The 22,489-nt window shown below is 54.6% G+C and carries 24 protein-coding genes and 1 pseudogene; 6 read left to right on the forward strand and 19 right to left on the reverse strand.

Going from position 1 to position 22,489, the window contains the following annotated elements; genetic code table 11:
• Nucleotides 1-7: 7 nt before the first annotated feature.
• The 12 genes from U6G28_03520 to U6G28_03575 all read right to left on the reverse strand — a co-directional run bounded on the left by U6G28_03520 (nt 8) and on the right by U6G28_03575 (nt 12,581).
• Nucleotides 8-844 carry a carbohydrate ABC transporter permease gene (locus U6G28_03520; GenBank protein WRS30769.1) on the reverse strand — a complete coding sequence of 279 codons (837 nt, stop codon included), beginning with the start codon at nt 842-844 and terminating at the stop codon, nt 8-10.
• The gene (locus U6G28_03525) at nt 841-1,686 is read right to left on the reverse strand and encodes a sugar ABC transporter permease (protein ID WRS30770.1); all 846 of its coding nucleotides are present in this window, start codon (nt 1,684-1,686) and stop codon (nt 841-843) included. Before U6G28_03525 ends, U6G28_03520 begins: the two co-directional genes overlap by 4 nt.
• A gap of 65 nt (nt 1,687-1,751) precedes the next feature.
• On the reverse strand, nt 1,752-3,017 hold the full coding sequence (locus U6G28_03530) for an extracellular solute-binding protein (GenBank protein WRS30771.1): 1,266 nt from the start codon (nt 3,015-3,017) through the stop codon (nt 1,752-1,754).
• 197 nt (nt 3,018-3,214) lie between these two features.
• Nucleotides 3,215-3,868, reverse strand: a complete 654-nt coding sequence (locus U6G28_03535) for a HipA domain-containing protein (GenBank protein ID WRS30772.1) — start codon at nt 3,866-3,868, stop codon at nt 3,215-3,217.
• Nucleotides 3,869-3,877: 9 nt separating this feature from the next.
• Nucleotides 3,878-4,165 carry a helix-turn-helix transcriptional regulator gene (locus U6G28_03540; protein WRS30773.1) on the reverse strand — a complete coding sequence of 96 codons (288 nt, stop codon included), beginning with the start codon at nt 4,163-4,165 and terminating at the stop codon, nt 3,878-3,880.
• Between the two features lie 175 nt (nt 4,166-4,340).
• A complete protein-coding gene (locus tag U6G28_03545; GenBank protein WRS30774.1) occupies nt 4,341-5,051 on the reverse strand; it encodes a metallophosphoesterase in 711 nt (236 codons plus the stop codon).
• A 110-nt stretch (nt 5,052-5,161) separates the two neighbouring features.
• Nucleotides 5,162-6,898 carry a DUF2130 domain-containing protein gene (locus U6G28_03550; protein ID WRS30775.1) on the reverse strand — a complete coding sequence of 579 codons (1,737 nt, stop codon included), beginning with the start codon at nt 6,896-6,898 and terminating at the stop codon, nt 5,162-5,164.
• Between the two features lie 97 nt (nt 6,899-6,995).
• Complete coding sequence (locus U6G28_03555; protein WRS30776.1) at nt 6,996-8,033, reverse strand: LacI family DNA-binding transcriptional regulator; 1,038 nt, start codon at nt 8,031-8,033, stop codon at nt 6,996-6,998.
• Nucleotides 8,034-8,068: 35 nt separating this feature from the next.
• Nucleotides 8,069-9,409: a NosD domain-containing protein gene (locus tag U6G28_03560; protein WRS30777.1), complete on the reverse strand. Its 1,341-nt coding sequence runs from the start codon at nt 9,407-9,409 to the stop codon at nt 8,069-8,071.
• Between the two features lie 25 nt (nt 9,410-9,434).
• On the reverse strand, nt 9,435-10,274 hold the full coding sequence (locus U6G28_03565) for a carbohydrate ABC transporter permease (protein ID WRS30778.1): 840 nt from the start codon (nt 10,272-10,274) through the stop codon (nt 9,435-9,437).
• Complete coding sequence (locus U6G28_03570; protein WRS30779.1) at nt 10,271-11,158, reverse strand: sugar ABC transporter permease; 888 nt, start codon at nt 11,156-11,158, stop codon at nt 10,271-10,273. The genes U6G28_03565 and U6G28_03570 overlap by 4 nt, the downstream gene beginning before the upstream one ends.
• 73 nt (nt 11,159-11,231) lie before the next feature.
• Nucleotides 11,232-12,581, reverse strand: a complete 1,350-nt coding sequence (locus U6G28_03575; protein WRS30780.1) for a sugar ABC transporter substrate-binding protein — start codon at nt 12,579-12,581, stop codon at nt 11,232-11,234.
• A gap of 423 nt (nt 12,582-13,004) precedes the next feature.
• Here U6G28_03575 and U6G28_03580 point away from each other — a divergent pair, with 423 nt between their 5' ends.
• Nucleotides 13,005-14,489 (forward strand): glycoside hydrolase family 32 protein, encoded by a 1,485-nt coding sequence (locus tag U6G28_03580; protein ID WRS30781.1) that lies wholly within the window; start codon nt 13,005-13,007, stop codon nt 14,487-14,489.
• A 94-nt stretch (nt 14,490-14,583) separates the two neighbouring features.
• Here the strand turns inward: U6G28_03580 and U6G28_03585 are convergent.
• The 3 genes and pseudogenes from U6G28_03585 to U6G28_03595 all read right to left on the reverse strand — a co-directional run bounded on the left by U6G28_03585 (nt 14,584) and on the right by U6G28_03595 (nt 17,540).
• Nucleotides 14,584-15,204, reverse strand: a pseudogene (locus U6G28_03585) (hypothetical protein).
• 168 nt (nt 15,205-15,372) lie between these two features.
• Nucleotides 15,373-16,428, reverse strand: coding sequence for a substrate-binding domain-containing protein (locus U6G28_03590; GenBank protein WRS30782.1), 1,056 nt, complete (start codon nt 16,426-16,428; stop codon nt 15,373-15,375).
• 101 nt (nt 16,429-16,529) lie between these two features.
• Nucleotides 16,530-17,540: an ABC transporter permease gene (locus U6G28_03595; GenBank protein WRS30783.1), complete on the reverse strand. Its 1,011-nt coding sequence runs from the start codon at nt 17,538-17,540 to the stop codon at nt 16,530-16,532.
• Between the two features lie 182 nt (nt 17,541-17,722).
• Here U6G28_03595 and U6G28_03600 point away from each other — a divergent pair, with 182 nt between their 5' ends.
• Nucleotides 17,723-17,926 carry a sigma factor-like helix-turn-helix DNA-binding protein gene (locus tag U6G28_03600; GenBank protein ID WRS30784.1) on the forward strand — a complete coding sequence of 68 codons (204 nt, stop codon included), beginning with the start codon at nt 17,723-17,725 and terminating at the stop codon, nt 17,924-17,926.
• A gap of 36 nt (nt 17,927-17,962) precedes the next feature.
• Here U6G28_03600 and U6G28_03605 read toward each other — a convergent pair whose 3' ends face one another.
• From U6G28_03605 to U6G28_03615, 3 genes are all read right to left on the reverse strand, one after another.
• Entirely contained in the window at nt 17,963-18,373 is a 411-nt protein-coding gene (locus U6G28_03605) for a hypothetical protein (GenBank protein WRS30785.1), read from the reverse strand.
• Between the two features lie 6 nt (nt 18,374-18,379).
• Entirely contained in the window at nt 18,380-18,592 is a 213-nt protein-coding gene (locus tag U6G28_03610; protein WRS30786.1) for a hypothetical protein, read from the reverse strand.
• Nucleotides 18,593-18,989: 397 nt separating this feature from the next.
• Nucleotides 18,990-20,204 (reverse strand): glycerate kinase, encoded by a 1,215-nt coding sequence (locus U6G28_03615; GenBank protein ID WRS30787.1) that lies wholly within the window; start codon nt 20,202-20,204, stop codon nt 18,990-18,992.
• 265 nt (nt 20,205-20,469) lie between these two features.
• Here U6G28_03615 and U6G28_03620 point away from each other — a divergent pair, with 265 nt between their 5' ends.
• Both U6G28_03620 and U6G28_03625 read left to right on the forward strand, forming a co-directional pair.
• Nucleotides 20,470-20,670 carry a hypothetical protein gene (locus tag U6G28_03620; protein ID WRS30788.1) on the forward strand — a complete coding sequence of 67 codons (201 nt, stop codon included), beginning with the start codon at nt 20,470-20,472 and terminating at the stop codon, nt 20,668-20,670.
• On the forward strand, nt 20,655-21,047 hold the full coding sequence (locus U6G28_03625; GenBank protein ID WRS30789.1) for a hypothetical protein: 393 nt from the start codon (nt 20,655-20,657) through the stop codon (nt 21,045-21,047). Before U6G28_03620 ends, U6G28_03625 begins: the two co-directional genes overlap by 16 nt.
• A 46-nt stretch (nt 21,048-21,093) precedes the next feature.
• On the opposite strand, the gene U6G28_03630 is transcribed toward U6G28_03625, so the two are convergent.
• Nucleotides 21,094-21,615: a gluconokinase gene (locus U6G28_03630; protein WRS30790.1), complete on the reverse strand. Its 522-nt coding sequence runs from the start codon at nt 21,613-21,615 to the stop codon at nt 21,094-21,096.
• A gap of 166 nt (nt 21,616-21,781) precedes the next feature.
• Here U6G28_03630 and U6G28_03635 point away from each other — a divergent pair, with 166 nt between their 5' ends.
• Nucleotides 21,782-22,054, forward strand: coding sequence for a hypothetical protein (locus U6G28_03635; protein WRS30791.1), 273 nt, complete (start codon nt 21,782-21,784; stop codon nt 22,052-22,054).
• Nucleotides 22,051-22,392, forward strand: coding sequence for a hypothetical protein (locus tag U6G28_03640; GenBank protein ID WRS30792.1), 342 nt, complete (start codon nt 22,051-22,053; stop codon nt 22,390-22,392). The genes U6G28_03635 and U6G28_03640 overlap by 4 nt, the downstream gene beginning before the upstream one ends.
• Nucleotides 22,393-22,489: the final 97 nt, after the last annotated feature.

A 22,489-nucleotide genomic window follows, 5' to 3' on the forward strand; every position in this document is an offset into this window, starting at 1 on the left:
CTTTCGATCAAGACTTGATCGAACCCGCCATGACGCCTCCGATAATCTTCTTTTGGAAGAACAGGTAAACAACGATCATTGGCAGAATCGCTAGCAAGTAGCTAGAGAACGCCAGGTTGTAGTTGGTTGTGAACTGAGACTGGAACACGTACTGCACCAGGGGCAGCGTTGCGTCCTTTGGATCTGTCAGTATCACCAGGGGTAGCAAGAAGTCGTTCCAGGCGGCTAGTCCCGTCAGAATTCCCACGGTGACGTTCACCGGACCCATGAGGGGGAAGATGATCTGCCAGTAAGTTCTCCACGGCCCAGCACCGTCCATGCTCGCGGATTCCTCGACATCCCTCGGGATACTGTGGACGTAGCCCGTGTAAATCAGCATGTTCAGGGGCAGGTTGTACACCACGTAGATGATGATTAGGCCGAACTGATTGTTGAGTTGAAGCGTGCTCATATACTTCACGAGCGGAAGCATCATGACCGCGAACGGAACAAACATGCCCGACATGATGTAGAGATAAGCCCCTTTAAACAGGCGCCGATCCAGATTTCTCGCAATGACGTACCCGATGATTGAGTTGGTGAGAATCGTCAGGATCACAGTTGGGATTGCGATGAGCGCGCTACTGGCGAATGCCCGCCAGAAGTTCGTCATCCTGATAGCGGTCGGAATGTTCTCCCAGTGCCACGTAGTTGGAAGTGTCCAGACACTATTGACCATGTCAGACGGTTCCTTGAAGGCCGTGACTACCGTCAGGTACATCGGTGCGATGATCGTGAGCGACGACAGAATCAAGGTAACCGTAACGATCCAGTTGGTACTTATCGCTGTGTTCTTGTTACTCATGCGCGTTGCTCCCTTCCCCCGAGCCAGCGTTGCTGTGCAAACGACAACAGGGCGATGAGTAAGAAGAAGATGACCGCATTAGCCGACTGATACGCGAACTGGCCACCAGCAAATCCGTTCCGGTAAATCTGGAAGGCCACGGATTGCGTTGAAGTTCCGGGACCACCATTGGTCAGCGCTATAACCAGGTCGAACACCATTAGGAAGTTCTTTAGAGAAAGAACCATGTTTATGGTGAAGAACGGAGCAATCAAGGGAAACGTGACACTCCAGAACTTGCGCCATGACCCTGCACCATCGATGGTCGCCGCTTCCATTACGTCCTCGGGGACTGTTTGGATACCCGCCAGATATAGGACGATCGTGACCGCGCAAGACTGCCATACTCCAACGATCACGATTGCGATCCAAGCCTTGTCAGTTCCCAGGATGTTCTGGCTCAGACCACCTATCCCCATTTGCGGGAGAACCTGACCAAAAACAAACTTAAAGACAAAACCGACGACGATAATCGGTAGGACCGCCGGGAGGAAGAAGGTAGCGCGTAGGGCGCCACGCATCTTGATCTTTGCTGAGAGACCAAGCGCGATGATCAGACTGAGCACGTTACTCAAGACTGTCGCGATTACCGCATACGTGATGGTAAATCCGTAGGCCTGTCGTACTCCCGGATCGGTGAATAGTCTCTGGTAGTTCGCAATCCCGACGAAATCATAATCCCCGTATCCCCTGAAGTCTGTGAAGCTGTAGAAGAAGCCCGTCAGCATAGGGAAGGTGTGGAACAGGAAGAAGACGATAAGCGCAGGAATGATTATTGCGAGCGAAAAGCGTTTATACCTCATACTCAGTCCTCGTCTTAGGTGTGAGGGGGGTCTCCGAGAGCGCGATAGGAGACCCCCTCTAGCGCCTACTTGATTCCGAAGGATTCCCAGTTCTGCTGAAGGCTCGATAGGTAGCCATCGATATTGCCGCTGGTGAAGAGCTGCTGCGTTACACCTGCATAGTCCGAGCCGACACCGAAGTAGGCATCGAGAGGAAGAGCGGTCCGGCCGGCCGTAACCCAGTTCTCGTAGATCGGTCGAACCGTCTCGTTGGACGGGGGAACGCCATCGCGAACTGAGTAGAGTGTCTGCTCATCGCTGTAAAGCTGCTGTGCTTCCTTGCTTAGGAGGAAGGTTAGGAACTTCTCCGCCGCTTCCGGGTTCTTCGAACCGACTGGAATACCGAGTAGCTGGTCTGGGCCGGAGACGATCTTGTTCTGTGCTTCATCATCGGTGCCCGGCCAACCGAATGCACCCAACTTCAGATCGGGGTTCAGCTCAAGCAGCGGTGCGATGGTCCAGTTCCCTTGGATGTAGAGCACGGATTCGCCGTTGGCAAAGGCAATGTTCCCATCATCGTATGAACGCCCTGCCGCGTCGGGTTGTGCGTATGAGCTGAGTTCAACGATCTTCTCAGCGGTTTCACGCATCGCTTCTGAGTCTGCGAAGTTTGCGTTGCCGTCGCGTACGTCCTGAATGAAACCATCCGGACGAACCGACGCACTTATTCCATTACCCAATCCTTGCGCGGTCCACGCGTCGAGGATGGTGAAGTAGATGGGGGTCTCTCCGGCGGCCTTGATCGTGTCGAGCAGTTCGATGAACTCAGTCCACGTGTTCGGCTCTTCCAGGCCCAGAGCATCCCACTTCTCTTGGTTGTACAGAACGAATAGGGAGTTAACGGACATCGGCAGAGCATATGTCTGATCTGTGAGGCCCAGAAGTTGCATGTCGGTCAGAGCCTTCTCGTTGCTGACCTCCTTGACCGCCTCTGACCCGCTCAGATCCTGCAGAACCCCGCCAGCAACAAGTTGCGCGTAACTTTGCGATCCGAGTGCGGCCACGTCCGGGACGTCACCACTGGCGAGGCGTGACTGGAAAACCGTCTCTGCTTCCGGGGCGTTTGTCTGAGTCACCTTAATATCCGGGTTCTGATCCTCGAACATATCGATGAGCTTGTTATATGTGTCTACGGCTTCCCTCTTGTTCTGAAAGAACTCGATCTCTACCTGTCCGGCCGAGGCTTCACCGCTGGCAGGCGAGTCGCTACCCCCGGAGCTGCATGCAACGATTCCAAGCGAAAGTCCCACGACGCTTGCAGCTGCCACTACGTTTCGAACTTGACTCTTCATTAAGTTTCTCCGTTTCGATCGACGCCCAAACGCTCTTCGGTTGGACCCGACATTTGATGCTACGCGTTCAGGTCTTCTTTAGCTCAATCGATTTAGCATCGTTACCAAATCGTGATGGTGAGGGCTTCTTCCGAGTGACAAGGAAGGATGATTACCGGGATCAGGGAGGGAGTGATCTCCGCAATTGCCGACCACTGCTATGAGCGAGATAGTTTTGTAATTAGCTCAAGTCTTGGGTCGATTGACTCGGACATCATTCGAATTTCACGCTCAGCGATCCCACTTCGACCAGAGATAGTGCGCCATTCAGACACCGAGTCGGCGACGTGTGCCATGACATGTTTCGCCTGTTGCTGAGAGAGGCTGCAATCCTCAGCCAAGGCCAGCAGCCCCTCGACCTCGTTGGGGAACGTGTCGGCGCCAGCAATAGAAGTGGAGCGACGCCGACCAAGCTCTGGCGTCGGATTGACATCAAATGCCGGGCTAAGGCTCCAGGCCGCTCGTGCAGCTAAGAACCCCAGATTGCGCAGGTGATCGTCCGTGTTACCAAGGACGACACTAGCAACCGTTCTGGTGAAGAGTTCGTGGAGATCGTTGCGGGGCGAGGGTGAAAGCTCACGGACCGCTTCCGCAACTTCCACGTAATCCGCGCTGTCGCCATCATTTGAACTGGTGGCTGTCATCGCGCTTATGTATGGAACGCGAACGTCAGGATCCTCCCCATCCCGATCGAATCTCCGCAAGAGAAGAACACTACGGTCTCCGACCTTAGTCAAGCGTCTAGTCGGTACACCAACCGCCGCGAGCTTAAGCAGATCGAGCGCCGTCTTCTCCCTTCGCCACAAATACATCGACGGTCGTCATCGCACGCGCTTTCTCGTTAGACTGTCTGCTCTCAACTTACCTATGTCGCCATTTAGGGGATCAATAGCATCAACTGTCTGGTCGAGGATTCCGATCGCCCGCAACACCTGCATCGTTGCGCCTAACGACACGCTTGGATCACCGGTCTCGACCTTCCGCACAGCATCGCGACCTATGTCGGCGCACTCAGCCACCTGTTGCGCGGTCAACCCGAGAACCATGCGCCACTCCCGGACATGATTCCCAAACTCGGTCATCTCACGATCAATACGATAGCCACCCATGCCACCCTCATACTGTTATATATGCCGCGCATAAGCGGCATATCTGGCCTTAATGCCGGCTATACAGGGCATAGTTGAAACCATAAAGAACTTGCAAAGTAATCGATCTTCACCACTTTGAACGCCATTTGCAGCACGGCAACACCAACGCCCACGTACCCGGTTACAGATAGTCTCAATGATGTTGCGACAATCTGAGGCCACGTGATGCTACTACTAAGAACCTGTGCCGTTCTTGCAAGGCGGGGCCGAAGTCTCTCCACGGTCCGTCTATCGAGGCTCCTATGGCTCCTGCTCCGTCGAGTGCCCGCACTTCCACAATCGCATCATTGATCAGAATCGGGCGAAATCCGTTCACATCAACCCCAACGTTGAGTTGCTTCCCTCCATCGATTCTCCATGCGCCATGCACGTGACCGCATAGAATCGGTAGCTCCCCAGGCGGCGGTCTCCGCTTTCCATATCGCTCCTCCCCCATGTGATCACCTCGCATTGGCAAGTGACTCAACAGCACCGGACCGCTCTTAGCCGGGTTGTAGATCATCGACCCTGAAGTAATCACTTCACAGAACCCCGCCTGATAGTAGGTGTCAATCTTGCGGAGCGCCCGCCTGATATCAGAACGGTTAGAACGCCGATGCCAACACTGATCGTGGTTACCGGCAACAAGGATCTTCCGACCGTTCAACTTTGCCACCGATTCAAGCCCGTGAAGCGACATCGAAACGTCTCCGAGGTGGTAGACCGCGTCATTTGGGGCAACAACCGAGTTCCAGTTCTCGATGAGCATCCGGTCGTGCTCGGCTACATCATCAAACCCACGTAATGCAACGACGAACTTGTGCCCGAAATGGGTGTCGGCGGTAATCCAGATTCGATGTGCCACGATCATCCTCCCTCAGACAATTCAAATGTCCCCCGACGGTACAGCACCGTTCCGACAACAGGAGGCAAGCCCAATTGCGGAGACGGTGTCACCGCAATCTCTGGGATCCCCTATTCGACCTCCGGACCCTTCTCCAGCTCCGCGAACTTCTCCGCCATGGTCGGGTTCCCCTTCGTCAGCTTCCGCACCGTCACGTCCTGCGCCTTGTCGTTCGCCAGCCGCAAGTTCCGCTCCGAGCCCACCAGCGACTCCTTCACCTTCTGTAACTGCGCGATCGACTTGTCGATCTGCTCAATCGCCTCACCAAACCGCCGCGATGCCAGCTCATAGTTTCGCCCGAAACCCGCCTTGAACGTATCCAGCGACTCCTCAAAATGAGTGATGTCGATGTTCTGCGCCCGCACCGCCTCCAACTCAGCCTTATAGGCAAGAGCCTTCATCGACGAGTTTCTCAGTAGCGTGATCATCTGGATAAAGAACTGCGGCCGCACGACGTACATCTTCGGGTACCTGTGCGACACGTCCACAATCCCCGTGTTGTACAGTTCCGAGTCCGGCTCAAGTAGCGACACCAGCACCGCGTACTCGCACCCTTTCGCCTTGCGGTCCTTGTCCAGCTTCTCGAAAAAGTCTTCGTTCTTCTTCTTGGTGGCCGTCTGATCCGCCTCGTTCTTCATTTCGAACATGATGGAGACGATCTCGGTGCCCGCCTCGTCCTCGTCCCTGAAAATAAAGTCGCCTTTGCTGCCCGCCTTCGCGTCGTTGTCCTTCTCAAAATACGCACGAGGGAACGCCGTCGCCCTGATCTTGTTGAACTCGATTTCGCAGTGTTGTTCGAGGGTCTCCCCCACCATCTTCGTCGACAGCTTCGCCTTCATGTCCTGCAGGCGCAGGATCTCGTTTTCCCGATCTTTGATCTGCGTTTCATAACGTTCTTTGAGCGCCGCCTCGGACAGTTCCTTTTCCAGCTCCGCTTTCTCAAGCGAACTGGCAAGGGTGTCGCGTTCCTTCTCAATCGCGCTCAGAGCCTCGGAGAGTTCCAGTCTCTTCGCCACATCGGCCGACTCTAACTTCGAACGAAGCTCGGCGATCATTGCATCTTTGGACGAGGCTTCCCTCTGCAGTTCCGCCACCAATTTTGCCTCGGCTAATTCGAGGGCCGCCTGCTTCTCCCCCTCCGCCTTCTCCAGGGAGTTCGCAAGGGCGTCACGCTCCTTGAGGACTTCCGCGAGCGCCTCAGACACCGCCAACTTCTGCGAAACCTCACCGGCCTCAAGCTTCAACCGCAGTTCAGAGATCTCTGCATCTTTGGCGGAGGTTGCCTGCTGCATCTCGTTGGCTGCGCGAGTTTCCGCCAGCTCCACCGCCGCCCGCTTGTCCTCGGCGGCAAGTTCAAGGCGCTCATGCACCTGTTTCTCAAACTCGTCGTCGCGAACCTGCCGGAGGATCTCCGCATACCCCGACTCGTCGATAGTGAAAGCTTGCCCGCAGTGGGGGCACTGGATCTGATGCATGGCTATAAGTGTGGCAGGTCGAGGGAGGTGGCGCTTTGAGGAACCCGCGAAGTCCTCCAGGTAAGCGTTCGCGGAGTACTCATTGATGTTGCGGACGCTCTCATGTTTAATCATCGAGTTCGTCTTGATGGAAACCGAGACGTCAATGTTTTCTCTGGGGACGAAGACGATCTGCTCCTCTTCTATGTACTCGCGTTTGAGTCCACGCTTAACCTGCTGAGCGATACCTCGGATGAGGATCGCTATGAACAGATCATCAGTGTCCTGGAACTCCTCGGACTCAAGACTCGCGTTGCCCCTGCCTCGCAGGGTCGAAAATGCATACGCGAGCATGTAGTAGATGCTCTCTAATCGGAACCCGCGTGATTATCAACTCGGACAGCGCGTCGTCCCCAACAAGTTGCAGGGATATAAGACGGCAAGAGTTTGCCTACGGAAGCGATGGCGGGGCGCTCACCGAATCGCGGGTCACGACGGCCCCTCGAAGCAACGACGCTTCCGGCTCAACCTCTTTGCCCTCTATCAACAGGAACAACTGTTCCGCAGCCCGCACACCCATTTCATAGTGTGCCAATTCAATCGTAGTGAGCCCCGGGAAGAGGCCGTCTGCAACGTACTCCTGATTGTCGAACCCAACAATTGATAGATCATCCGGAATTCGCAGGCCCATTTCTGCAGCAGCTCTGTACGCCCCCATAGCCATCCGGTCGTTGAAGCAGAAGATTCCGGTAGGGCGCGGATCCCGAGTGAGAAGCTCCATCACCGCGATGTATCCTCCTGCGGGATCATCTTTCGCAGTTGCTACTGACAGATGACCCTCGGGAAGGCCCTCCAAAGCCAAGCGCTCCCTAAATCCCTGAAGTCGACCAACAGAAGCAGGGATCTCATCAGTATTGTTGACGAATCCAACTCGCTTATGGCCGGCCCTTAGCAATGTGTCTGCCGCGTCCCACCCGCCGCCAACCTCGTCGGGCGCAACCCAGGGAACTCCGGGAGTCGTACATTCGGCATTCATGAATACCGACGGGACTGAGCGAAGGAGTTCTGGCAACTCCGCCTTCCGGTGGTACATCGACGCATAGAGAATGCCGTCCACTTGGCGTCGCAGTAACTCCTCGATCTCTCGGTGCTCAAGGTCCCTTCTGTATCCGGAAGAAACAACGAAGAGAACCGAGTTCTTTGACAGCGCAACCTCCTGCGCTCCCAAGATGAGTCCACCAGCAAACGGTGTAGTTATGATCTCGTCACCTACGACACCAATCATGTTTGATCGTTGAGTTCGCAGTGATTGCGCAACACCATTCGGTAGATAGCCGAGGTTCTTGGCCGTTTCAAGAACACGATCACGAGTGTCCGGATTGACTCGTAAACCGGGCACATCGTTCAGTACGTGCGACACCGTAGTAATGGATACACCAGCCTTCGCGGCGACGTCTTTTATTGTGACGCGCTGCCTCTTAGGTCTCACCGTCTTCTCACCTACCCGTCTCGCACATTTCTAGTCTAGTTTGGCAACGATGGCGTGGCCCGGAATGCGTTAGCCGCCTTATCGAGATGAACTTGTGACTCAGTCCCTGAATCTATGATGACGTTTCGAATCGAACCCGGATCAACCACCACTGATTGAAGATCGACCGATTGCTTCTCACCTTCGGTCAACAATGCGTCCACTTGTGCGGAGTAGCACGAGTCGCTAGCGGACCAACGAACGTGCTTCACAACCACATGATTACTGGAAACGAAGTTCTCACTGCCTCCGAGCAACCTAATTGCCACGGGGTGGGCGTCATCTGGGTTGGCGGAATCAGCATCATCCGTAACCGAGAAATGATTACCGATTATCGAGTTGCTATCTCCACTCACACACAGGAGACCAGCAGTATCATCAAGTCCGTTGTCGATGCCAATAAAGGGAGTCCATGGTTCGTAGTCGCGTAAGAAATGGTTGGAGCCGACAAGATTCTCTGAACTGCCTGAATCCAACATCACCATTCCGGGGTAGAAGGAGTGAAGGCGATTACTCGTGATCGACGAACGCTGGACCCCGCTGAAATGAATGCTGCTCTTCCCACGAGGGAATATGTTGTTTGCAGCGACAAGCAGTCCACCATGATTCTCAGCAAAGACTGAGTAGCCCTTGAAACCAGCACCAATCAAGTTGTCGGTAATCTTGGACGCTTGGCCCCATCCCCGAAGCTCCACGCAACTCCCGCACTCAGCTATGAAGTTATCGTGGATGCTCAGTGCATCAGCGTTATAGATAGTCACCGCATGCTCAAGGTAGACGAATCCCATCTCGCTTATCCGGAACGAGTCGTTGTCACTGGCTACCAGCACACCGGTTTTTCCATTGGTATAGGTATTCTCTGGAGGCACCTCGGAGCCGTCCGCAATGAAGTGGAGCCCGTCAATACAGAAACTGGAGAACTCTACTCCGCTGATACGAGGCCGTCCCTCTCTGCTTATGAGGAACGCCGCTGCGTCCTCCTCCGTACTATCAGCAGTCAGTGGAATGTCTACGACTACGCGACTTCCTCCTGGCCAGAGCTCATGTAAGTCTCCCCACTCTGACTCAGGTTCGTTGAATCGAATGCTGGACGAAGTGAACCCGTGCCCAGATCCTTCAATTCGAAGGAAACTAACATCAATCAGGACTTGAGTTCGTAGGTGGTAGTCACCTGGCGGCAGATATATCACTGCACCGGGTTTACCCCCATCGCTCGCGTCCGCATCGCTCTGACGTTGCTTGACATCGGAGACGATGCTGTTGATAACCTCGCCCACGTCCTCCGTCGCATTGCCGACTCTCCAATTGGTCACGTCATAGACGTTGTCTGCCGACATCCGTCCTCTCCTTAGTTCCAAGAGCTCAACCCTTGACAGCACCCATTGTCATTCCAGCCACGATATGTCGCTGAAGCAGGATAGTAAGCACGATTACGGGTAATGAATAGAGAACCGCCATTGCCGTCATGGGACCCCAATCCAAACCGAACTGTGTCTGGAAATTGGCTATTGCAATAGGGGTGGTTTGTGCATTCTGCGATGTCAGAATCAACGCGAAGAGGAACTCATTCCAAGAAGCGAGGAAAGCAAAGATTGCTGTAACTGCCATGCCGCCCTTCACAATCGGAAGAACCACGCTCCACAAGGCTCGAGTACTCGAGCACCCATCGACCTTAGCTGCCTCCTCTAGCTCAACTGGTACCCCTTCGAAGAAGGATGCCATGAGCAGAATACTCAGCGGTAACGAGATCGTGGTTTGGGCGATTGCCAGTCCAAAAGAGGTGTCTACTAGGTTCACTGAAGCCAGCATCGAGAGCATAGGCACGCCAATGGCAACCGGCGGTATCATGCGACTGATCAAAGCTAACCCACTCAGTGCCTGACCTGCACGAGTTTGAAAACGGGTTATTCCGTATGCGGCAGGAACAGCCAGAGCCACCGACACCGCGGTGCTTATGAGGGACGTGACCGTACTGTTGAGGAATGATTTTCCAGCACCGGGTCTTTGCAGAGCCGTAACGTAATTCTCGAGAGTCCATGTTGATGGAACGACTCGCGGAGGAATCGCCAACGTCTCAAACGGCGTCTTGAAGGATGTCAGAAATAGATAGATAAACGGAAAAGCGTAGACAAGAACCATCAGTATCATTGCGGCCCATAGAAGGACCTTGATGAGTGGGTTTCTAACTGTCAGGGCACTCATGAGTTAGCTCCTGGTTTCCATAGGAACACAACGGCAAGCGCGGCGACCACCATCATCGCAATTAGGTAGAGGGTTCCCATCGCACTAGCCAATCCCGGCTCACCGTGTCTGATCATCGTCTGGTAAACCAAGAGACTCATGGTTTCTGATGCATTCTGCGGACCACCACCCGTCTGAATCTGAATAATGTCGAAGGCCTTTGCAGCATCGATTCCACGGATCAACAATGCGACAGCAATTACTGGACGCAGGTCTGGAATAACAATCGACCGCAGAATCCGTGGGAAGCCAGCACCGTCAAGACGGGCGGCCTCCACTAGTTCTGCCGGAACGTTCTGCAGACCGGCGAAAAGTACAAGCGTCATGAAAGACGTTGTCAGCCAAATGTCTGGGATCGCGACTGAAAAGAGAACTATTCGAGGATTGCTGAGCCAGTTAATTGAATCGGGTGACGAAATGATACCGACCTTGGCCAACAGGTGATTGACAATACCTGAGTTATCGATCAACAAGAAGCGCCAAAGCAAACCTGCGACAACAGGCGCGATCATCAAAGGGTAAAGGAAAAATGTTCTGAAGACCGACGACTTCTTCCCCAACACAGAAAACAAAAGTGCTGCGAGAAACCCAAGAGTGAACTCAAGGGTCACAACAAAAACCGTGTAAATCACTGTGCGCCCTGCCGCACTGCGGAAACTAGCCTTTCCAAGAGCCTCTTGATAGTTGGCGAGCCCAATAAAGTCTCGTGGTCCGCCCGCAAACTTCGAAATCTCGAAGAAGCTGTCGTAGATCAACCTGAACAAGGGCCAGGCCATGAACACCAAGATGAACAGGGCGGCTGGAACCATAAGCAGTAGTGCGTATTTCTTGTCGCTGAGCCGCATCTTCGCTTTCCTAGTAAATAGTCGAATGGTCCCGGGGCGCAGCATCAGATGGTTACCGCACCCCGGGGAAGAGTTACTTGATGATCTCGACAATCTTGTCGTGAGCTTCATCAAGAAGCGCCTGGGTATCCGCGCCGGGTTGAGTCGCCGCCTGCAGCGTCGGGATCAGGACCGTGTCAACAATCTGCTGCCAGTTCTCGTTCGCGGGTCGACTGATCGTTCCCGGCGCATTGAGCGTATCAATCAAGACTGCCAGGTGTTCCTTACCAGGTTTACCTGCCGCAGACTCAAGGGCCGAGACAGTGGCAGCGAGCCCAAGAGAGGTGTCCAAAGCTAGATCATTGTGCTCGACTGTAAATGCAAGGAATTCTTTCGCCGTCGGATTATCACCTGCAGCAGCCGGAATAGACAAATACCAAGCTCCAGGAATCGCTCCGAATCGCTCGCCCGCCGGCATCTGAGCAACTCCAACATTCCCATATACAGGTGAGTCCTCGGGGATTTGCGGATATGCGTGTGCCCAGAAACGGGTCATCGCTGTCTGTCCCTGGTTGAACAGGTTCTGGGCCTCATTCCAGTCGATCTGTGATGCCCCGCCCGGTGTACTACCCGCAGTTAGGGGTGCAATATATGCATCTAAAGCCTTCTTGTGTGCCTCATCATTGACGATCACCTCGTTGTTCGGACCAAGGACAACCGAGTCGCTTCCGGCCTGAGTAATCATCGCCAACCACTCGGTTTCAACGGCGCCCTTTACATCCGTGCCATAGAGATCAATGGTTCCATCACCATCGCTATCACGAGTAAAGAACTTAGCAATATCTCCGTATTCATCCCAAGTCGTAGGAGCGGCCAGTTCATAGCCGTATTCCTTCTCGAAGGCCGCCTTTTCTTCGGGATCCTCGAATAAGTCAGTCCTGTAGAACAAGACCTGGGCGTTAGTCCAGACCGGAATGCCAACGAAACGGCCATCGACCTGAGCCTCTTCTACGAGCGCGGGGAATAGATCCTCTTGAACATCCTCTGTCATGACGTCGTCAAGAGACGCCATTCCCTCGGCAAAAGCACTGAGCCAGATTGCGTCGAGAGCCGCTACGTCGAACGAGAGCTTTCCTGAACTTAGCTCCGTCGAAATGCGTTCATACAATCCGTCATAAGGAAGCTCGACGAGTTCGACATCGACACCGGTCTCATCTTTGAACGCCGCGGCAATAGGTTCTAGCTCAGCCTTACCTCCCCCCTCAACGACAACCGTGAGTTTTTCGCTTGTCGCAGTTTCGCCAGAACCGCTTTCGGTGCCCTCGGCGCTACTTGGACTCCCGCTCGAGCAACCCGCCAGCAGAAGGGAAGCGGCAAGTAGCGAAGCAGGAGTCGCAAGAATGGCTCGTCGACTCAAGGGATTTCTGTTTCTGTGACTCTTCACATTGGACTCCTTCATCCGGCGCCCAAACGTTTTGGCTGGGCGTTGTGCTTGAGCTTAGAGACCAAGCAACTCGTGTGTCAACCGACGAAATCTAACGATTTGGTTTCATTCCGTCCGCGAAAGAGGCTATTGTTTGCAACAGTCATAACGTTTTGGCAAAAAATACCAACAAAAGGGACTCGTCGTGAGGAAAAGTGCGATGAAAGATCTTGTCGATCGGCCGCATACGGCCATCCGCGGTCGAACAGGGTGCTACGAAGATATAGGTCAGCCCTCCGCGAGCGGCATCCGCTTATTTCGTGACCATGTCCCTGCCCGAAAAAGCCACCCGATGAACACCAATGCCCCCTGGCCGGAGAAAAGTAGATCCGTGTTAGCAGAGCTGGTTCATTGAGAAGTTGCGAATCAAAGGACTGAGAGTAGATGAAATACGAACTGGAACGCGCCGAAGAGGGTGTTCGGGAACTTACGAAGACTCGAAATCTACGCTGGTATCCCGACTTTCATATCGCGGCACGGGCTGGTTGGATTAACGACCCAAACGGCCTTTCATTCTTTGCTGGCCGCTACCAGGTCTACTTCCAACACCATCCATTTGGAACGAAACACGGACCTATGCACTGGGGGCACGTCTCATCTGAAGACCTAGTCACGTGGCGCCGAGAGCCGATTGCTATGGCTCCGTCCGTCGATGAAGACAAGGATGGAGTCTTTTCAGGATCTGCTGTAGTTGACGACGAAAGCGGAAGGCTGGTTGCGTACTTCACTGGGAACCAGTGGGCCAACGGAGTGAACGAAAAAGATGGCGTGAAGCAGGTGCAACTCATGGCCGATTCAAAGGACGGAGTCCATTTCAGGGATAAGCGAGTCGTCATACGTACACCGGCGAATGTCACCCACTTCCGAGATCCCAAAGTTTGGAAGCAGGACGATGCCTGGTACCTGATTCTCGGTGCATGTTCAGAGCGAGACCGTGGTCAGGTTTGGCTATACACGTCAGAGAACATGCGTGACTGGGAGTTTGATCAAATCCTTTTCGAAGACCCAGATCCGGATGTATTCATGCTGGAATGCCCTGACATGTTCCCTTTGAACGACAAATGGGTTCTCACCTATTGCCCTATGGGGCTACGCGCCAAGGGAGCGATTGGCCGGAACCATCATAATGCTGGCTATGTCGTCGGCGAATGGCAGCCCGGCGAAGAGTTCAAACAGGAGACTCCATACCGACCAGCCGATTGGGGTCATGATTACTATGCGCCCCAGAGCTTTAAAGGACCTGATGGGAGACGAATCTCTTTTGCGTGGATGGGCGGTTTCGTCAGAGATCTTCCATCTCAAGCAAGTGACAGTTGGAGTGGACAACTAACGATCCCCCGGGTTCAGGTCTTGAATATTGACAAGATTCTTTGCTCTATGCCTGTGCCGGAGCTCAAGAACCTTCGGAGAAGCACCGAGGTCATTTCACTGTCTTTGATTGATGACAACGAAGTGGTTCTGCTTCGCAGGGACTCTGGCCCCATCGAAATCGAAGCAGAGTTCGATCTCAGTGTAACAACTTCCGACAGGTTTGGCTTCAAGCTGCACCTCACACCAGATGGACACCACACGTTCGTGGGCTACGACGCCGCGTCTTCAACTGTGTTCATTGATCGTCGGTTGGTTGCAGAAGGAGACGGGGGGATCCGCACAGCACCAGTGACGGGCGACAGACTATCTCTGCGCATTTTTGTTGATAATGGCTCAATCGAATTATTCGCGAACGGCGGAGTGGCCGTAATGTCATCATTCAGCTTCTGCGGTTCTGGTCCTCGCGCTGTTGAGATGTCATCTGAGGGCGGCCACGCCGTAGTGGAATCACTCAAAATTCACGACCTGAAAAGCATCTGGCTAGACGGCGAAAAGTGAGCGGTCTAGCCCCACTCCACAGTCAGATTACAACAGACGCTTGAGGCATCGATGTCCACAGCCACATGCGGGCCAAGAAACGAAAACCTCGACGCTATAGTTTCGCCGCGTTCGTTGCTTTGTACTCCGCGACGGCTTCGTCATACTGATCTAGCATCTCGGTCCAGCCGTCTATCAAGTTGTCCTTTAGTGTGAACAGTCCGGATGTACCTACGATCAAGACATCGGGCTCCACGCCAGCCATCACTCCGAAGTGTTCCCTATTCGCCTGTCCATCGATTTCGATTAGGTACTCGGCTCCTGTTTCTTTTCGAATGACTCGTAATTCCTCGATCTTGTCAAGCATCTCCGGGATAAATCGTCCTCCAGCAAACCCCGGAGCAACAGTCATGACTGTCACTTTAAAGAGCCTCGTTGCATAACTCCTGATGCTCGCAGCCGAAGTTTCAGGATTAAGCGCTACGCCAACCTTTCGCCCGGCGTCTGTAATCGTGTCAATCAAACGAAACGCCTCGCCATTCGTGGCCTCGGCGTGGAAGGAAATCACATCCGCTCCAGCGTCAATCAAGTCGTCGACTACCGAACTTGGCTGCTCTACCATCATGTGAACATCGAGTATGGCATCCGTATGCGTCCGGATTCGCCGAATGAACTCGGGAGACAGCCCATATTTCTTGACAAAGTGACCATCCATCAGATCGATGTGCATCATCTCAGCATTTTGGTTGAGTTATTCAAGCTGTGTGCCTACATTTGCGAGATCCATGCACATAAGTGATGGCGAAAACCGGGGCCTAGCGACCATCCTTCGCTTCCTTTACACGTTTGTTGGGAGAAGGGGTGCCTGGATGGTATTGACACCCAGGCACCCGACTTAGGGGAACTAGCCGTTATAGTCCGGCATGTACTGCTGAATAGCCGATATTGCTTCCTCAGAGTCGAGATTCTCGGGAGTGAGAATGAAAGTCGGTGTTGCAATGACTTTTTCGACGGTCTTCCCATCGAAGATGTCCATGAGAACTCCGACGCCCATCTCACCCATGCCGAACGGACTCTGAAGCAGAGAGGCTTGTAGCACGCCATCACGCATGAACGCGATCAGATTCTCGTTTACGTCAAAGGACGCCGTGAGCACTTCGTCGCCCTTTCCGGCAGCCTGAATCGCGTTTCCAACACCAATCGCCGACCTGTCATTTGCCCCGAAGATTAAGCCAAGATCTGGGTTCGCTTGCATGAAGTTGGCCGCCTGTTCTTGTGCTTTTGCCATGTCCGAGTTAGACAACTGCATGCCTACTGACTCGATGTTCGCGAACTGCTCCATTCCCTTATCAAAGCCCTTGGGGCGTTCGATTCCTGAAGTGAACTGCATCGACGAGTTGACGATTGCGTATTTCCCGGACTCATCCATTAGACCTGCCATGTAAATGGCCAATTCCTCTGCCGCCGCCACGTTATCCGTCGCGAGATAACTATCCGCAACATTCGGATCAACGCCGCTATCGATGGTCACGACTGGAATTCCAGCAGCCTGCGCACGCTCGATAGGCTCCACCAAAGCTTCGGGGTTCTGCGCCGCTAGCAGGATTCCGTCAACATCTGCCGTTATCGCATTGTTGAAGATTTCTATTTGTTGAGCAAGCTCAGAATCTTCCTTAGGCGCATCAAACCTAATTTCAATATTGCCAAGTTCTTCCGCAGCTTTCTCAGCGCCGTCTCGTACTGCCAACCAATACGGCGATGCATTAGAAAGGGTGATTACTTGGAAGACGTAACTGTCTTTTGCCTCGTAGGTTTCCGCGCCACCTGACTCTTCAACTGTAGCCGAATCGTCGCTTTCTGTAGCCTCGTTTTCAGTTGGGGCAGATGTCGAACACGCACCCAGGCCCAGAGCCAGCGCAGCAACAGCGCAAATGCCGATAGCACCACGTCTCGTTTTCATGAGTAACTCCTTTGTTTTCTTTCATATTTCTTGAACTGATTGCGGCCACACCTCGTAGCCGCCCTTGAGCGGTTCTCTTGTTTCACGGGGGTAGGACTTAGCTAGCTACTTGATCGGTTGCGGAACTGATCCACATAGACAGCCAGAATTACAACAAGTCCGAGGAGGACTACTTGGAGATAGGACGACATGCCGAGCAACTGCGTTCCATTGCTCAGAACCGCCATCAGAAGTGCCCCAATTAGCGCTCCTAGGACAGATCCGGCACCTCCAGCCAATGACGCCCCACCAATGACAACTGCCGCAATCGACTGCATCTCTCTTCCCGTCCCAGCTGCTGCGACACCCGAGTTTGTCCATGCAAGCAGAATCAATCCCCCTACCGCGGCCATAGTTGCGGAAAGGATGTAAGCCTTAAAAAGATTCCTCTTGATGGGCACACCCGCAAGACGCGCAGCCTTATCGTTACTACCAATGGCGTTGATATATCGACCCGTCTTTGTGCGAGAAAGATAGAAGTGGAGCAACACCACCATGACGATCATGATTATGGTGACATTAGGAAGAAACCCGCCAACGCCACTGGGCCCGAAGCCGGAGAAGCTCTTTGGCAGACCGAAGACTGGCTGGCCCCCAGTGATGATCAGTGCCATACCTTGGGCGATACTCATCGTACCTAGAGTGGCAATAAACGGTGGCAGATTCATCCGCGTTACCATGAATGCATTGAGCGCTCCAACCCCCGCTCCCACTGCCAAAGAGGCCAATATGCCCAGAAAGACGGACCCACCGCCAGTCATAATCAGAGCTGCAACGACTCCACATAGGCCAACCATCGACCCTTGAGACAGATCGATGCCACCGGTCACGATTACAAAGGTCTGCCCCGCAGCGAGCACCACCACGACTGATGTTGTCAAGAGAATTTGATACAGATTCGCGAGCGTAAAGAAGTGCGGTGAGAGTAACGAGAAAACGACTACGAGCGCTACAAGCACCAAAGACAGTACAGCGGCTCCCTGTGGGCTGTGAAAACGGCCCAGGATTCTTGGCTTCTCGACTTCTATATCTGATTCTTGTAGCTTTGAACTCTGTTCAGTTGCTATAGACATTTGTAACTCCTTGCTCCGCCAAAGTGAGCTCGTGGTCTGAGACCGTATGATCAAACTCGGCGACGAGATTGCCATGGCTCATTACTAGAATTCGGTCACATATTCCAAGTAATTCGGGGTTGTAGCTCGATACGACGAGGACAGCTGCTCCCTGACGGGCCGAAATCTCGATCAAAGTGAAAGTGGTTTTCCCTGACGATATCTCTGAACGGATGGACGCGATTGAGGCCCTTCGTGAAGAGTCCTGCAGAGCTAATGCGGAGGCCGCGAAAGAATCACGGAGCCTCGTCGCGGCGATGCGAGAAGAGGGGTTCACCCTGGATGACATCGGGCGGATGTTGGGGCTAACAAAAGGACGCGTCTCGCAACTGACGAAAGGCGTGTAAAGCCCCGGTCCGACGCAATCTTTGGTTCCCTCGTTCTCACAAAGTGGAGAACATCCTCCAATGCCTGGATAACCCGACAAACGTCGCGTATGGGCTGCTTTGAGTCTGTACGGTGCCGTTATGGAGCTTGCCGAGGAAACGTTGCTGCGAAAGAGGATCTTCGCGGATCTCGACGTGATGACCTCGCACACCGACGGGACGCTGTCTCGGGAGTAACTTCTCAACTACCTGCCGATATACCCGGTCAAGGTAATAGGAGTGGACCACAAGCGGCAACTGGTCACCCTCGCCATCTCCCAACTTGCCGACATTGACATCCACGCTCCCTCTGAGGTTGAGCGCAGATGGGCCACCAGCGAGGCGGCTCGGCGGGTTCACCAACCCGCGTTCCGTGCGATGGTGCTGCGGGCCTATGACACGCAGTGCACGGTGTGTCACTTTCGGCATGCGGAACTACTCGACGCCGCGCACATTCTGTCGGACCGGCATGAACGAGGGCTCGCGCGGACCTCCAACGGCATGTCCATTTGCAAGATCCAGCATGCGGCGTACGACCAGAACTTCATGGGGATCGACGCCGACTATCGCATCCATATCAACTCGGGATTGTTGCACGAGGTTGATGGGCCCATGCTTCGACACGGCCTCCAAGAGATGGACGGGCAAGCGATCATTCTGCCGTCGCGGAAGGCTCACCACCCGAACCGGGATAACTTGGAGGAGGGGTTCGAGGCATTCAACATGTCCCACCCAGGGCTGAAAATTTACCAACGTTCTATGACCAAGCACTACCCACCTGAGCTTTGCCCACCTTATGAGGGGCGAAACCCGAATCTCGCCTCGAAAATACTACGCGTAGTAGGCGAAAGTACGGCGGGGTACTTAGCGTGTGGTGTCGAGCCACAACAATCGGACACTAAGTCGGAATATCTCCCGAGTTATTCCGAGTTAAGCCCCCTAAGTCGGAATAACTACGAACGTCTGCTTGCCTCATGGAAGCGTCCCCCTGAACGTTGCGCCCCGGGTCGGGTGCAACCTCGATCTCGTCGAGGATTTGCCAACTTTAGGGTGCGCAACCGGGCTTGGGCTTCCCGAGGCCAATCTCTCGGGTACAAACTACCCCTTTTGTAGCGAGGTCACTGAAAGCCGGGGGCTCGCTTAGCGTTCTTGCCGTCGCGTGTTCCAGGTTTTCTTCGCCTCGTGCCAGGCGTTCCTCCAGCGGTTCAGCGTCGTCCGAGATCGGAACTATCGCCGTAACTCCGTGTTCCATAAGTCTCTCCGCCCCCGGCAACACGCTCCCCGCCAGCAGCAGAACTGGGATCCCACAGGCCTTCGCCACCTGCGCCACCCCGTAGGCAGTCTTGCCGGAGAGAGTCTGGGGGTCGACTTGCCCCTCCCCCGTAATCACCAGGTCCTGGCTCTTCATCACCTCGACTAGGCCGACCATCTCTGCGACGATCTCAACGCCGCGCCGAGGCGTTCCGTTTAGCACCTCCATCGCCGCCCAACCCATTCCGCCAGCGGCGCCAGACCCAGGAACGTCGCGACTGTCGGCCCCAGTCTTCACGCTGAGCAGGTCCGCGATCCGCTCAAGCAGAGCGTCGAGACGCTTGATATCGTCAGCCGACGCACCCTTCTGGGGGCCGAAGACAGCAGAGGCACCCTCGTCCCCCAACAACGGATTGTCCACATCGACCGCCAACTCGAACGCAACATTGTGGGTACGAGGATCAAGGGCAGAAAGGTCCACCTCGTACAAATCCCCCAGTTCGTCTGGGGCCGGGCCGAGTTCCTGACCGGCGCGATCGAGGAACCTCACTCCGAGCGCCGCCAGCATCCCCGTCCCTGCATCGTTGGTAGCCGAGCCGCCGAGTGTCAGGTAGATGGTGGTCGGGTCGAGGTCGAGCGCCGCCCGGATAAGTTCGCCAACCCCGTTGGAGGTTGCACACCAGATGTCGCGCTCCTCGGGTTTGGTGTGTTCGAGGCCGGCTGCCTCGGCGGTTTCGATCAGCGCGGCGCGGGATGTGGGATCCCAGCCGAAGCGCGCGGTTCGGGGTTTGCCGTAGGCGGTGGTGACACCGCAGGTGCGCTCCTCATACCGGCCGCCGGCGAGGACGGCATCCAGAGTGCCCTCGCCCCCATCCGCCATCGGAATAAGGGTGACCTGCGCTGACGGCCAGACGGAATGTACCCCGCGCGCGATCGCTTCGGAAGCCCGGCGTGCGGTCATGGACTCCTTGAAGGAATCCGGCGCAATGAGGATTCGCGGTGCACTCATGATGACCTCCTAAAGACCCGCTCGGACAGATCCAGCCGCCAATAAGAATGGCATCATCTGGTGGCACCACCGAATTCGCAGTTTATCTGTCCATCTTGTCCACAGATCCAGGCTTTGGCGGTTTTGCACAACCTGTTCGAGGCCACCATCCATGCCGTCGACGCATCCTTTACGTTGATGCCAACGGTCTGAAGGACAAAAAGCAACTCATGTTTAGTAAAAGTAGACATTTAAAGTTTAGGTTCGCTATACTCAAACCCAGCATATGAAGCGCGTTGAACTCCTAAAGAGTCTGGCGCAGATCGCGGCGGCGCATGAATACTCAATGAGCGTGACCGAAGGCAAGAGGCACCCAACGCTCAGGTTCGATGGAGTCGCGGTCACGACGATACTCCGGCACCGCAAGATTGCACGCGAAACAGCGAACGGGATTCTGGAGGTTGCAACAACATGGAAGAAGCAGTGACTGCGACAGCGAGTCGATCTGATGGCTGGTGGTCGGTAGTTGTCGAGATTCCAGGACATACCTCGTACACACAGGGCCGCACTTTGCGAGAAGCACGCCGGATGGCAGAGGACGTGGTCCGGCTATGGCGCGAAGAGCTCGGCGATCCAGCCTTAGGTGCAGCAGGCGTTGAGTTCGAAGTTGTGGGAGCACAAAAGGAGTTAGTTAATGACTATCTACTCGCAAGAGAAGCCGAGGAAAGGGCTTCAGCTGCCGCCCAGTCAAAGCAGTTGAGCACGGTGACAAAGCTCCGGTCACAAGGTCTGTCGGTTCAGGACGTGGCGGACCTACTCGGAATCTCAAAGGGTCGTGTCTCCCAGCTGGCAAAGGGAGTTTAGTTGCCGACCGTCAAGCGGACCCCTTGCACGCGGGTGGGTTTCGTGGCTACGGAATGATGCTTGAGCGCAGCCAGTTCTCGATGCGGCTTAGTTCTTCGGGGAGAGGGATTTCGAGGTCGAGGCGAAGTCCTGCTTCATCTTCTTCTAGCGGTTCAAACGAGGCGAGTTGCGAGTCCAGCAGGTCTGCGGGCATGAAGTGGTCGTCTCTGTTCTGGAGTCTTTGTTCGAGGACTTCTCTGCCGCCTGAGAGCTCCACGAATCTCACGGGCTTCGTCGCAGTTCGTAGTGTGTCGCGGTAGCTGCGTTTGAGCGCGGAGCAGGCGAGGATAACGGGTTCCGGTGACGCGTTGATTTCGGAGACGAGGCGTTGGAGCCACGGAAGGCGATCCTCGTCCGTCAATGGAATGCCGACCGCCATCTTGGCGATGTTGGACGAGGGGTGAAAGTCGTCGGCGTCGACGTATCGCGCGCCAAGGTGCTCGGCGACGGTACGCGCGACGGTCGACTTCCCGGACCCACTAACCCCAGAAATGACAACTACAAGCGAAGAAGGGGACAAGGCGATCACCTCAAATCAATGAACTAGGGTCGGGAATTCTGAGTGTATAGAAATCACAGAGAGTCAACTATTGGAGCGTTGTTCGCGCATCAAGAAGCATCCATGTCATACCTTCCAACTCACTCCAAGATGCAACTGGACTTATTGTAGCCTTATTTTGTGCTACACTTGAGCGGTGCCCGTAGAGTTCAAAGACAGTGCCGACAAGCACCGTATTCCTAGAGAAGACGCCATCCACGCGATGGTGAATGCGGTCGCCTCGGAGCAAGTTGAGGGCGAACCGGGCGAAGTAACGACTGTCTATGTAGGCCACCCACACCCACAGACTGAGAGGTACATAGAGGTGATTGTGGCGCTACGACCACCGCGAACCCTAACTGTCTTTCACGTTCAACCGTTGAGTGACAGATATCGACACCTGCTATATGGAGGGAGTGAGCAGAGATGACGGACTACGACGAACTAGCTAACCGCGCAGAGCAAGGAGAACTACAACCAATTCCGGGGACAGCCCTTTACGGAGAAGGCGCCGCTACAGCTGCACGTGAACTACTTATGGTAGCCACTGGTGCAAGCACCTTGGACGAGGCTCAAACGCTTGCGGTAGGTCGCCCCCGAGTTGGGCAAGAGAAGGGCGCGTCTCCAACGCTCCGGGCACGCGTCCCTCAAGCACTAAAGAACAGTGTGGCGGCCCTGGCCAAGGAACAGAACCGTCCTGAGTCAGAGATCGTCAGGGAAGCAATTGCGGTTTATGTAAGCAGCCACGGCCAGATTGCCACGGTATAACCACATATATATGAACGACGATGTGAGGGGCGGTACTCGCGTTTCAGTCCCACCCCTCGCACAGACATCTAGATTTCCGGAAGATCATCCAGATTGT

Source organism: Actinomycetaceae bacterium MB13-C1-2 (genome assembly GCA_035621235.1).
In the GTDB taxonomy this organism is placed as follows: Bacteria; Actinomycetota; Actinomycetes; order Actinomycetales; family Actinomycetaceae; genus Scrofimicrobium.